The sequence below is a fragment of the Methanococcoides orientis genome, assembly GCF_021184045.1.
Taxonomy (GTDB): Archaea; Halobacteriota; Methanosarcinia; order Methanosarcinales; family Methanosarcinaceae; genus Methanococcoides; species Methanococcoides orientis.
The window spans coordinates 1,053,065-1,066,675 of record NZ_CP073710.1; the positions used below are offsets into that span (position 1 = coordinate 1,053,065).

The 13,611-nt window shown below is 41.1% G+C and carries 9 protein-coding genes and 1 pseudogene; 6 read left to right on the plus strand and 4 right to left on the minus strand.

Going from position 1 to position 13,611, the window contains the following annotated elements:
- The first annotated feature begins 418 nt into the window (after nucleotides 1-418).
- Complete coding sequence (locus J7W08_RS05170) at nucleotides 419-3,475, plus strand: ATP-dependent helicase (RefSeq protein ID WP_233085562.1); 3,057 nt, start codon at nucleotides 419-421, stop codon at nucleotides 3,473-3,475.
- Nucleotides 3,476-3,494: 19 nt separating this feature from the next.
- Here J7W08_RS05170 and J7W08_RS05175 read toward each other — a convergent pair whose 3' ends face one another.
- Both J7W08_RS05175 and J7W08_RS05180 read right to left on the minus strand, forming a co-directional pair.
- Entirely contained in the window at nucleotides 3,495-4,067 is a 573-nt protein-coding gene (locus J7W08_RS05175; RefSeq protein ID WP_233085563.1) for a hypothetical protein, read from the minus strand.
- A 154-nt stretch (nucleotides 4,068-4,221) separates the two neighbouring features.
- On the minus strand, nucleotides 4,222-6,273 hold the full coding sequence (locus J7W08_RS05180; protein WP_233085564.1) for a UvrD-helicase domain-containing protein: 2,052 nt from the start codon (nucleotides 6,271-6,273) through the stop codon (nucleotides 4,222-4,224).
- Between the two features lie 250 nt (nucleotides 6,274-6,523).
- On the opposite strand from J7W08_RS05180, the gene J7W08_RS05185 reads away from it, so the two are divergent.
- On the plus strand, nucleotides 6,524-7,327 hold the full coding sequence (locus J7W08_RS05185; protein ID WP_233085565.1) for a TspO-related membrane protein: 804 nt from the start codon (nucleotides 6,524-6,526) through the stop codon (nucleotides 7,325-7,327).
- Nucleotides 7,328-7,797: 470 nt separating this feature from the next.
- Entirely contained in the window at nucleotides 7,798-9,981 is a 2,184-nt protein-coding gene (locus J7W08_RS05190; protein ID WP_233085566.1) for a tetratricopeptide repeat protein, read from the plus strand.
- Between the two features lie 156 nt (nucleotides 9,982-10,137).
- On the opposite strand, the pseudogene J7W08_RS05195 reads toward J7W08_RS05190, so the two are convergent.
- A pseudogene (locus tag J7W08_RS05195) lies at nucleotides 10,138-10,324 on the minus strand (IS5/IS1182 family transposase); the annotation flags it as partial.
- Nucleotides 10,325-10,574: 250 nt separating this feature from the next.
- Between J7W08_RS05195 and J7W08_RS05200 the strand changes: the two are divergent.
- The 3 genes from J7W08_RS05200 (at nucleotide 10,575) to J7W08_RS05210 (ending at nucleotide 13,251) form a co-directional block, all read left to right on the plus strand.
- On the plus strand, nucleotides 10,575-11,324 hold the full coding sequence (locus tag J7W08_RS05200) for an NAD-dependent protein deacylase (RefSeq protein ID WP_233085567.1): 750 nt from the start codon (nucleotides 10,575-10,577) through the stop codon (nucleotides 11,322-11,324).
- 50 nt (nucleotides 11,325-11,374) lie between these two features.
- Nucleotides 11,375-12,787 (plus strand): TIGR00297 family protein, encoded by a 1,413-nt coding sequence (locus tag J7W08_RS05205; protein ID WP_233085568.1) that lies wholly within the window; start codon nucleotides 11,375-11,377, stop codon nucleotides 12,785-12,787.
- A 68-nt stretch (nucleotides 12,788-12,855) separates the two neighbouring features.
- Entirely contained in the window at nucleotides 12,856-13,251 is a 396-nt protein-coding gene (locus J7W08_RS05210) for a Mov34/MPN/PAD-1 family protein (RefSeq protein WP_233085569.1), read from the plus strand.
- Between the two features lie 53 nt (nucleotides 13,252-13,304).
- Here the strand turns inward: J7W08_RS05210 and J7W08_RS05215 are convergent, their stop codons facing one another.
- Nucleotides 13,305-13,505 carry a hypothetical protein gene (locus J7W08_RS05215; protein WP_135607268.1) on the minus strand — a complete coding sequence of 67 codons (201 nt, stop codon included), beginning with the start codon at nucleotides 13,503-13,505 and terminating at the stop codon, nucleotides 13,305-13,307.
- Nucleotides 13,506-13,611: the final 106 nt, after the last annotated feature.

Sequence of the window (13,611 nt, forward strand, 5' to 3'; positions counted from 1 at the left end):
TGATTGAAATTCCACGCACGTTGTGCGGGATTCTCATAATACATCTCATCGCATATATACCTTCCTGATCGGAAGATTATGACACATTTTTGGAGAATGTGTCGATATACGCGAAATGTATGACGTTTTTCGAACTCTCAATAGATCGTGTCAGAATCGACAGCGACCAGCTCACTGAGAGCACCCCTACAACAGCTCACTCGTATTTATACGTTGTGTGTCAATTTGTGACACGGATTTATTACAAGGGTGATTCGGCGTTTCAAACGATCAAATATTAATGCCGATTTGCATCAGCATTGCTTTTTAGAATACCTTCCTCAAACCATTAAAACAAATAGTAAAGTATAACATACATCAAATCTTTGATGCTTAGCATAATATTTGTCAACCAAAAAGGAAACAGGGGCACTTAAAATTGGCATCCACCAAACTCAACGATAATCAGCAAAAAGCAGTCACATACACCGAAGGCCCACTCCTCATCCTCGCAGGTCCCGGCTCAGGAAAGACATTCACCATCACAGAAAAAGTTGTAGACCTAACTGAAAACAACCTCTCCCCGGAAAAGATACTTGCACTAACCTTCTCCGAAAAAGCAGCCGGAGAGATGCAGGAAAGGATAGAGAACAAAATAGGCGTTGGAAGCAGCATCACGGTTTCCACATTCCACTCATTCTGCAATGACCTGATACGCGAGTTCTCCCTGTACCTTGGAATTAACCAGAACGCAAAGCTGATCTCAAAGGAACACTCCCACGTCTGGGGCATCAAGAACATCGATTCCTTCGGTTTTCAGAACCTTGCCATCCCCACACAGCCATACGACCTCATTACCAGCCTGCTGGAAGGAGTATCCCAGCTGAAGGACCACCTTGTCTCACCGGAAAAGCTGGCCGAATATGCAGGCAGGAATCTGGAAGATGCGAGCATCGACGAAGGTGAAAGGGATGTTCTGTTAAAGCTCAGCGACCTTGCAAGGTTCTATGAGCATTACCAGCAGTACAAGAGTGACAACGGATTCCTTGACTACGACGACATGATCACCATGGCCTGCAACCTCCTTGAGACGAATGATGTTGTCAGGAACATGGTGAGATCCAGATATGACTATGTTCTGGTGGATGAGTTCCAGGACACCAATTTCGCACAGCTGTTCCTCGTGCACCTGATAGCTGATGGCAATAACCTGACCTGTGTGGCTGACGATGACCAGTGCATCTACCTTTTCAGAGGAGCATATCTTGCTAACATAGAACAATTGCAGGAATACTACCACACCCTTGAGAAGATCCCGCTTGAGAAGAACTACAGGTCAAGCTCACAGATCGTGCAACTGTCCCAGCAGCTCATTGCGAACAACCCGCAGAGGCAGGAGAAGAAACTCACGGCCCACAATGGCGAGAAGAGCGAGGTAAAGGTGGTCAAGGCGCCTGATGATGTGAGCGAGGCAGAGTGGGTCGCTGAAGAGATCACTAACATGATCAATGAAGGTGTCCGGCCGGGGGAGATATTCATACTTACACGAAAAAGGGCTGACGGAAAGAAGTTCAGCGAATCATTGAAGCAGAGGATGGTGCCTGTGGAATTTGTGGGAAGCATCCAGCTCAACCGTTTCCCGGTGGTGAGGGAAGCAATGGCATACCTCCACGTGGTGGCCGATCCGTTCAACAACGGAATCGCCTTTGCAAAGATACTGTCAAGGGAAGGACTGAGCGAGCATAACCTGCAGAAGATCAACCTTCAGGCATTGAAGATCAGCAGGGATGACAGCGATACAGGCGACGGGATATACTCCGTGCTGCTCTACCACCTTGACGAGCTTGACATCAGCCAGAAGGACCTGATAAGGTCGATCGTATCCCGGCTCAATGAGCTGATAGAATACAAAAAAAGCCACCTGCCATCGGATACTGTGAAGCACATGCTGTCCAAGAAGACCGACTTCTACAGGACACAGCTGCAGGAGGATACGCAGGCGTCCAGAAGGAACATTTCCATCCTGAACTCCCTTGTCACCACTGTGGAAGACCTTGAGCTCGTTGATGGTGGCAGTGAACTGGATACCGTGGTTGAGGACCTGGAGCTGGTCTTCGGCCTGGACCTGGATGAGGGAGTGTCCAGCGAGGAGGATACTGTGAAGGTGATGACCATCCACCAGTCCAAGGGCAAGGAAGCGAAGGTGGTGTTCGTCTGCGACATGGCCACCAGGCACCTCCCTCTGACCTACAGAAGAAAGGCCTTCACCGTGCCAAAAGCGCTCTCCAAGGGCAGGCAGAGGGATGTGGACGAGAAGGTGCTGCACCTTGAGGAGGAAAGAAGGCTGGCCTATGTTGCCATGACAAGGGCAAAGGAAGAACTTTACCTGATGTTCCCTGAGAAGTATGAAGGCAACAAAAGGAAGGTCTCCCCAAGCGAGTTCCTTGCACAGCTTGAGTACACGTCAAATCCGCTGATCGAGTATATCGAAGCAGAGCAGTTCGAAAAGAAGAGCGAGGTCGAGGAGGTTTCACCCCTGATGAAGAAAAAGGACGAATACCTCCGGATGCTCAGCATGTATTCAAAGCAGGGCCAGTTAAAGCAGGCCCTGGAATCCCTTGTGGTCCTCGCCCAGCTGAGGGAGATCGAGGATGAAGGCAACCTGTCTGCTTTTGATGCAAAGGATTTCCTGCAGGTCAACCCCAAGCAGCCGCAGGAACTGGAGGACCTGATCGATAACAATATCCCGCCCCTTGTGGACCCGAACATGAGATTCTCCGCTTCCAAGATCAAGACATACCAGGACTGCCCGCTGAAGTTCAAGTACGGGACAGTCCTCAACATTCCCACGCCGCAGAAGGCCTATTTCCAGGTCGGGACAGACGTGCACTCCGTCTACGAACAACTGTCCCAGATGGACATGAAGGGAGAATCCATTGACATCACCACAGCCAACAAATTGCTAGATGATATATGGGACCCTACAGCATTCCCCTCCAGTACCCTGGAAAACCAGGAACACAGCAAGATGAAGAAGATGCTGGACTTCTGGTTCCGCTTTGAAGCCGACAATCCCAACGAGACCGTTGCAGTGGAAGAATGGTTCGACCTCGACCTGAACGGTGCCATTTTCGGAGGAGTCATCGACAGGATAGACCGGACACAGGAAGGCGAATACATCGTCATAGACTACAAGACCGGCAAGACCACCCTCCCAAAGAGCAAGCTGAAAGACTATGTCCAGCTGGCTCTCTATTGCCTGGCCGTGAAGGAGATGTACGGCAAGCTCCCGGTACAAGCCGGATTGCTTTACGTCAACCCCGAGGTGCAGGAACTAAGGATGATGGATGTTGATGAGGAGAGGATCGGGATGGTGGTGGATGAGATCAATGCTGTGGTTGCAAGGGTCTTGAGGGATGATTTTGAGGTTGATGGGGAGCCGAATTGTTATTTCTGTGATTTTAAGGGGATCTGTGAGTGGGGGGAGGAGGAGTGATTAGTATAATAGGGAATTGTTATTCCATATTATCAATTGTTTTTTCTATTAATTCTTCAATATCTTCTATATCCCTAGATTGGACTTTATTTAATATGATTCCAAAATTATATATTTTGTAAAACCACAAAAAAATGAGTGACGACTCAAGTAGAAATAAGATTTGTGTTGCTTCGATTCTCGACATTGTTCCAAAAATCATACCCTCTGGATTTGAAGTACTATATATTCCTGAAAAGAACAGCGCAGCTAACAATATTAATACGTATTTACCAGATTTATAGATAGAATCTTCATTTTTCAATAGTTTAGAAATTGCTTCGTTTTTCCCTTGCCAATCATCCATGAAAGTCATAATAATTTCTAATGATTGTTCATCTCCTTCATTTTCGGAATCTTTACAGAATTCTTGGATGTCATTGAAGAGTTCTAAAGACTTTTCTCGACCATATTTTTTCAAATCTTGTTTAAAAACAATGGTTTTTTCAGTTAAATCCCGTTGAAGGAAAACGACCCATATTGTTGCCAAAGATGGTACTAATATAGCTGTAAGAGTAAGAATTTGGAATGAACTTAATGCAAACCACGCCATGTAATTTGCAATAATCTTTTAAAATATATATATTTGTTGATTTACAAAATGTGTAAAGATTACTTTTAGTATTAACTTTATTTCACTTTTGGACAGTCGTTGGATATTTTATTTCATCTCTTTTTTGGCATACATTTTCAAATCCATATATACATTATTTGATGATTCTAAGCTTCTTGAGCTTTGACCTTATGATTCCATCCTTTCTTCCAATAGGTTCATCTATTTCTTCACTCTTTATTTCAAATCCGAACTTTTTGATTATTTTAGGCTCGTCTTTAGTTTCTACTTTTGTTTGTTTATTGGAATTGTTTTTTCGATCATTATTCAATACAAAATTATGTTTTTGAGCCTTAATGGTCTCTTTTTGGGGTTTAACTGCTTTCTTCTTTTCGAAAACTGTCTCTTTCTTAGCTACTTTTTCTTTTTCAAGAACTACAGGTTCATTTCCGGTTATTTTTTTGTAGCAATTTAGCAGTTCATTAAAAACAGATCCACCTTCAGAATTTGGAGAATGAATTATCAATTTTTCAGAAGCACGAGTCATTCCTACGTACAAAAGCTTCTTGTCTTTGATCTTATCCACATCCATAAGGATGCAAACTTTACTTTCAATACCTTTAGCAGAATGATATGTGACAAAATTCATTTTTTTGTCGTTCAAATGTTTTGAAGCTACAGTATTTGATTTCAGGTTATTGTCCAACGATTTGTAGAGTTCATCCCGAAGCCAATTATTTGGGAATAAAACGAGCACATCCTCTGGATTATAATCCTGATTCTTAAATAATTCCTGCAATAGTTCATTGATGACTTTGAAATTACCTTTAACAAACTCAAGATTGTTGCCAATATCAAAATTGCAACAAATTCCGTCTCTCCCCTCGTAGAAGTTCTCTACTTCCTTCTTTGTTGATGGATTTTCCATTAAATAGTCTAAAGCCAGATTCACGTGAGTGCTTCCGGAACGATATGACGTTTTCAGAAGTTTGGATCTTCCTACAATATTGATCCCCAAACTTTTCCAGTTGTGAGTTGAAGGATTGTAAATACTCTGCAGCCTGTCGCCTGCTAAAAATAGGTTTTCAGTTTGTTGACCATTGTGATCATGCTTTCGACATAACAGTAAACAAAGCTTCATCCAAGAAACATGAAAATCCTGATATTCATCGATCAACATCGCATCATAAATTGGAGGAACATTTTGTGCTTTTTCGATAGCTTTGTATGGTAATATTAGTTCCCAGTAATTATCTGGGAGAGGTTTTGACACAATACCAACGTCTGCAATTGATTTTGCAAGGCTGTGGAAGGTGGATATTTCAATATTCTGAAAATTAACTCCCATAAGATCCAGATCTTCATGGATTGATGCAAGTTTACTTTTCAGCTTATCTGCCAGTGAATTATTATATGTCAGGATCTTAATTTTCCAGTCTGGATTATCTCTGGCAAGATGTACAGCTCTGGCCAAAAGAATTACAGTTTTACCGCTTCCGGGGATGCCAGAAACCATATAGTGTCCATATGGGACCCTTCTTGCAAACTTTTCCTGTTCTTCATCAAGAGTTTTTATAGTACTATTTTCAGTTATTTTCTTTCTGCCGTATTCCCAGATCTCTTTCTGTACAGTCTTGACTTTGATTTCCGGGAAGAAAGTGCCCCTCATAACTGAAAAATCATGTCTATCAATATACTGAACTTCTTCAGAAAAGAGATCGTTGATAGTAAGATCAGTTATATTTTCAGATGTTATGCAGTTTGAAGGGGGCTGGAAAAAACAGTCCTCATACTCTTCAAGCTCGTGTGACTTTATATTAGGAAGAACTAAATTTGAATATAAACCATATTTCAGCTCATGCTTATCGTCTACAAGTGCAGCTTGATTCTGTAATCTACTTTTTGCAGCATTAAAATATTGGTTTGTTACATAGATGGGATTATGCCTGGTTTTACCATTGACAATTGCACTCAATGGATTTATTTCATCAATATATTCCAAACTCCAATCTTTAACTTCAATGATAGAAACGCCTTTGTAGTCATCAATTAAAATGAAATCCGGATTCCACTTTTTAATGCGAGGTTGATAATAGAGATATGCATTCCATGTTGCGTCTTTGTAGATTTGTTTAATCTTGTTAGCGACCTTTTTCTCTCCGGCCGTTAATTCAGATTGATCAACCTGCATTATGTTTAAAACCAATTTAGTGCCCCTCTTCCAACATATAAAATTATTAGTACAAATATATTATAAGAATGTACAGCCAATATAAATTTTTCTATTTTCACCTCATCTGCAAGTGAAAATTATAAATTTTCAATTTTTCAATTTTCATAACCTTGAAAACCGAAATTCCAGCAGAACAAGTTGTGACTTTTGTAAAAGGTTATTTAAAGAAATATTAACAGATTAAATCATACTGTATTCGCATTAGTGGGGGAGTAAAGTTATCATGAACACAGATCAAAGAAAACAAATAATAAAAATCATCACAGCAGTAACGTTCCTGATAATGATTACAGTCAATGCACTGGCCAACATTCTCCCCATCAATGACATGACCACCGGCCAGCTCTCAGACTCCTATCCCAATCTATTTGCCCCTGCAGGAGCGACCTTCGCGATCTGGGGAATCATATACCTCTTACTGGGTGGATACACACTTTACCAGCTTGGTATTTTTCAGGGAAACACAACCACCGACAAGACCGAGCTCATCTATAAACTCGGAATCCTGTTCTCTGTATCTTCCATTGCCAATGCATCCTGGATCTTCGCATGGCACTATGAAATAATCCCATTATCCATGTTGCTGATGATCGTGATCCTCATCTGCCTGATCCTGATAAATCAGTTGACAAGCAGGGAACAGTTTTCTAAGAACGAATATTTCTTTATCAGACTTCCATTCAGCGTTTACTTCGGATGGATCACCGTAGCAACCATTGCCAATGCCACTGTACTTCTTGTCAGCCTGGGCTGGAAAGACTTCATTTTGAGTGACGCTTCCTGGACTGTTATAGTAATTGCTTTAGGACTTGTTATCGGCCTTGCAACAATGCTGAAGAACAGGGATGTTGCCTACGGGCTTGTTATTGTCTGGGCTTATTCAGGAATATTGCTAAAGCACACTTCCCCTGAAGGATTTGGGTATCAGTATCCTGCAATTATCAATACAACGATTGGGTGTATTGTGTTGTTGCTTCTTGGTGAGGCTTATTTGTTGATTTCAAAAAGGAAGAAGATGGGGTATTGAATATAGTCGGTGGGAGAGGGATTAAAATATTCATGCTATTATTTCTAACAGATCTTTCTTGATGTAATGCCAATCCTGATTGAGATTTATTGACATTATACTGATCCTGTGATTTTCGTAATTGTAACAAAAATCAAAGTTTAGAATTTCAACAAGAGCTTCTGGCGTATGAAAACCGGATCATTTCAGCACAAAATAAAAGCGTACACTTTTTTCACGTTATATATACCCACCCTCAATGTCGGAGGTAACATTCGAACCTCCATGAATGAATCACTACAAAATTAATATTTAAAGATTTGTTAACAATATTTTTAATATATGAACGTATTAATTTCTTATTGGGAACTAATATTTATGTGTACAATTGAATATTATGAAGAATGTATACGAAAGTTTTATTAAAATGCCTTATTTTTACATGGAGAGTTTAAGGGAAGTAGACTTTAGTTCTAACTAAAGGGTAGACTATGAATCCAGAGAATGCTGATACTTGGAATAACAAAGGTAATGTCCTTTATGATCTTGGAAAATATGAGGATGCAATAAAGGCATACGATAAGGCCCTTGAGATTGAGCCAAACTATGTCCATGCATGGAATGGAAAAGGTAATGCACTTTCTGAACTAGGGAAACACGAGGATGCAATAAAGGCATATGATACGACCCTTGAGATTGAGCCAAACTATGTCCATGCATGGAATGGAAAAGGTATTTCCCTTTCTAAATTAGGGAAATATGAGGATGCAATAAAGGCATACGATAAGGCCCTTAACATTGACCAAAAGTATGTCGATGCCTGGAATGGCAAAGGTAATGACCTTTTTAAATTAGGGAAACACGAGGATGCAATAAAGGCATACGATACGACCCTTGAGATTGAGCCAAAGCATGTCCATGCCTGGAATGGCAAAGGTAATGCTCTTTCTGAACTCGGAAAATACGAGGATGCAATAAAGGCATACGATAAGGCTCTTAACATTGACCAAAAGTATGTCGATGCTTGGAATGGAAAAGGTTATACCATTTCTAAATTAGGGAAACACGAGGATGCAATAAAGGCATACGATAAGGCCCTTGAGATTAACCAAAAGTATGTCCATGCATGGAATAACAAAGGTAATGTCCTTTCTGATCTTAGGAAATACGAGGATGCAATAAAGGCATACGATAAGGCCCTTGAGATTGAGCCAAACTATGTCCATGCATGGAATGGAAAAGGTATTTCCCTTTCTAAATTAGGGAAATATGAGGATGCAATAAAGGCATACGATAAGGCCCTTGAGATTGACCAAAAGTATGTATATGCCCGGAATAACAAAGGTATTTCCCTTTCTAAATTAGGGAAATACGAGGATGCAATAAAGGCATACGATAAGGCCCTTGAGATTGAGCCAAACTATGTCCATGCATGGAATGGAAAAGGTAATGACCTTTCTGAACTAGGGAAACACGAGGATGCAATAAAGGCATACGATAAGGCCCTTGAGATTGAACCAAAGCATGTCCATGCCTGGAATGGCAAAGGCATTTCCCTTTCTGAACTAGGGAAACACGAAGATGCGATAAAGGCATACGATGCAGCCCTTGAGATTGACCAAAAGTATGTATATGCCTGGAATAACAAAGGTATTTCTCTTTCTAAATTAGGGAAATACGAGGATGCAATAAAGGCATACGATGTGGCTATTGAGCTTAATCCGAAGTATGTTTTGGCACACAGCAAATTAGGAGAACTCCATTTCATCCTCGGAAATATTGATAAAAGTAAAGAAGAAGTTAAAAATGCACTTGATATAGATGAGAAAGATGCTTACGCATTAAATATGGATGGTAAAATTAAAATTGAAGAGCAGAATTATTCTGGGGCGGCCAAATCCTTTAAAATGGCTATTTCTTCAGATGTGGGAAATCCATTGCATCTTCTCTGGGAAGTGTATGCTGATTACCTTAATGCAGAATTTTACTGGACTTCAAAAAATGAAATGTATCAGGAAAAGATAGTCTCAATAATAAGAAAACTGGAAAGGGCAGAGAACTTATCTAAAAAGAATGGGAAAGAAGAGATACAGGCTTATATTCTATATTTTATGGGTTATTTTTACTATAAGAATAAAGACAATCCTACAGCTAAACAAAAGCTGGAAGAGTGTATCAAGTTGAGATCAAGGTTTCCAGTAAAGACATACGTTCGTGAATTGCTCAGGAATAAATTAAGATATCCGATAAGGACATACGTTCAAGAAACAAAAAAAAGCAGATCAAAGTTTCCAATGAATCCATATGCTCGTGAATTGCTCGGCAACATCTGGAATTGTCAAATAAATCCACCTTTGATCAAATGGTGGTTAGCTTCTCCATTACATTGCTGGGTTAAAAGAATTGTATTTACTCTACTTTCACTATCTATTTTGGCATTGTTTTCTTTTTATCTAGTTATAAGTATATGGCATCCATTTCTTCAAATAAATTGGACTATGTATATATTTTTTATCATACTTTTAATTCTTATTATTTTATCTCCAAGAATAGAATCTTTCAAAACAAAAGAATTAGAAGTAGAAATATACTCGCCTTCTGCCATTGAAGTTGTCCTGTCTCCTGTAACAATGGAATCAAAGATGGCGGAATTAGAAACAGATTCAAACAAATAAATTTCTACCACAAAAAACATGGATATAGTTTATCCGTTTAGTTAAACTTTGGATAGTATGCAAACCAAATACTTTAGAAATTAAATCAATGATTCACTTTTTGAAATGATTTAGGTGTTATAATCATCAAATTTCTAAAAATATATTATTATTCTTTTAGGTAGGTTTCGGCTTTGTAGAAATCCTCAACCAGACAAAACATAGAATCTTGACATATCTGTCAAGATTGTGCAATACCATTTTAATTTCACTTGTTTTACTTGGTTTCTATATTTCCTGACTCTCAGATTTTTTCATATTTTCTTTTCAATACAGAAAACATCGTTTCACTCAAATTTTGCAGCAACTCCAAAATGATTCTTTAGTAAATTACAAAATTCACTTGTAGTCATGCCATCGTAGACATAACCTTCGAGTTCAAGAAGAATACTACGTGCGAGCTCTTCTTCACTTACAGAATCACATACTTCAAGTTCGTCTATTTGACTAGAAGTTTTAGTCTTTCCACTTGCACATTTCTTAATACAATTTTAGTAATGTAACTAATATCCCACCTTCCCTCTATAAATACCATTACCACCCCACCTTTAACCATGCAAGAACTCCTCACTCTCCTGCAAAACTCAAAATACTGCGTCATCCTGACCGGCGCAGGAATCTCCACCCTTTCAGGCATCCCTGATTTCCGCGGAAAGGACGGGATCTTCAACAAGTTCGATGCGGACCTCATCTTTTCAATAGACTACTTCAACGAGGACCCTTCGTATTTTTACACGCATTCCAGGGAACTGATATACGATCTTGAGAGGAAGGAGCCGAACATCATTCATAAGGCCCTGGCAGAACTTGAGAGGAGAGGGATCGTTAAGGCGGTGATCACGCAGAACATTGATATGTTGCATCAGAGAGCGGGGTCTGAGAATGTTATCGAGGTTCACGGGTCTCCGGCGAGGCATACGTGTCTTGCTTGCGGGAAGAAGTATTCCTTTGAAGACGTTGTGGGGCTTCTTGAGAAGGAGGAGGTTCCCATGTGCAATGAGTGCGGGGGGCTGATCAAGCCGGATGTTGTGTTCTATGGGGAGCTGCTTGAGCATGATGTGATCGAGAAGGCCATTGAGGAGAGCTCGAAGGCAGACCTGATAATTGTGCTGGGGTCAACACTGGTGGTTCAGCCGGCGGCTTCGCTTCCGTTGTATACGCTGGATAACGGCGGGGAGCTGGTGATAGTGAACAACATGCCGACTCCGCTGGATGATTATGCAAGGAGCAGGTATGATGACCTTGTGGAAGTATTCAGCTATCTGGATGAAGTAATGGGTCTTAACATTTCAGAACATATATAAATGAATACAGCTTAAAGAGCTGATACATATATAATTTAAAAACGATGAATATGAAACTGATACCGGATCACATTACAGAGGCTGAACCACAGGCACACGGGCAGTTGATACTATCCTTTGCCTTCATGTTCCTGTTCCTGCTGTTCCCATTCGTAAGCTGGGAGGTACTTATCGGCCTGTTCTTCTCCTTATTTGTAACCATCAGGTATCTTGAGGACAGACCTGACAGATTGGGAATGTTCGAACCGATGTTGAAGATACGATCACCTCAGTATCTGGTAGTTTCGATCTTCATCCTGCTTCTGGTAAGCTTTGTGCTCAACCTGTTCTCTGCCACATATCCGCTCTTTGTGATAGGGCAGACGATCACCATATCAACCATGGGTCTGGGTGTTGCGACCATCGTTCGCTGCCACATGAAGTCAAAGTATATTTCCCTTACAAAGAATGAATACCCTTCAAAGAAATACAAAGATGAACCAAATATCCTGAATCTCATACCTTCAAGCATCTCAATGCTTATCACCGGAATTATCTTCGCATCCATCGCCGGTGCATGGATAGTCTACTGGCAGGATTCCGGCATATCCTATAATCTGGTATTCTTTGTAGCAGTAATAGGCTCAATAACGGCTGCACTTTTCGAATCCATACCATCCAGGATAAATGAGAATATTTCCATCCCGCTTGGTGCAGGAATGGCAATGTGGCTTTTCGTCTCCTTTGGCTATTCCATACCACCCCAGCAAATATTATTCGCCCTTCTGTTCTCATTGTTCCTGGGATACCTTGCCTACTATGCGAAGATAGCAGACATATCCGCATCCCTGAGTGCCACCCTCATCGGTGTCCTCATCATAGCGTTCAGCAATATCTACTGGTTCGTCCTGCTGCTGACATTCTTCATACTTGGAGGTATGTTCACCAAGTACAAGTACAAACTGAAAGAATCCATGGGCATTGCAGAATCAAAAGGCGGTGTGCGAACCTACGAGAATGTTTTCAGCAACAGTACAGCAGCCCTCATACTTGCAATAGCATACGGGATCTACCCGCAATATGGCGAACTGATCATCTTTGCATACCTCGGGACCGTAGCAACCGCTGCAGGAGATACCCTTGCCAGCGAGATAGGTACGACCTCCAACCAGAAGCCAAGGATGATAACCACCCTCAGGCCGGTCAAAACAGGTGTTGACGGCGGTGTCACCCTGCTAGGTGAGCTCTCCTCAATAGGCGGATCTGCAGTTATCGCTATCCTTGCAGTGGCTTTCGGTATGGTTGATAATATCACCGCAGCCCTTTTCATAACCATCGCAGGTGGATTCCTGGGTACGAATGTCGACAGCCTTCTGGGTGCTACCCTCCAGAGTAGAGGAGTGTTGTCCAACAGTGGTGTCAATTTTGTAGCCACCTTCATAGGCGCAATTATCTCTGCAGGACTCTATCTGCTGCTTTTTTAAATTGCAGATATTAATATAGAAAATAAACTTCAGCAAAACTATATCATCTTCGAAAACAATTTCTTATTATGAAAGTAAATGGCATTGCACGTGAAACGCTGGAGTTCATCCTGGGTGTCAGCAAAGCATCAGCCCCGAACGAGTTTGCCGGGCTTTTACAGGTGGAGAAAGACGTGATCGCGGAGGTCCTCATACTTCCGGGAACCGAGACCAGTGATCAGAATGCTGTTATCAAATTATTCATGATGCCAAACGTATCATCCGTGGGATCGGTACATAGCCATCCCGGACCTAATATAACCCCTTCAAAGGCCGACCTTCGGCTCTTCGGGAAGACAGGAAGCTACCACATAATTGTAGGGGAACCCTATGATGAGAACAGCTGGCAATGTTACAATGGCGATGGTGAGCCTATCGATCTGCCTGTACTGGATGTTGAACTGGATGAACCGGAATTCATCTGATGCTGTGGTATCAACAACATATTAATGTCTATTTTAGTTACTGCAGTTTGAAATTACTCATCCTGCATCTTCTTGTGGACAAGGCCACCGAGCCAGAAGCCCACCATTCCAATTGCAAAAGCTGCCGGTATGAGAATAAGCATCTTAAAACCGAGTGGTTCCATAAGAGGGAAGCCCACTGCTACGAAAGCAAGAATGAAAAAGATGTAACCTGCATACTGTGCCTGTCTTCTGGAGATATTGCTCTTTGACATGATGGTCACTTTGTAATATCTGATAGTATTTAAAGGAAACAGATAACATTAATATGCACTCATCAAAAATTATCACCAGATATGGCTTATAATTCAAAAAAATAAA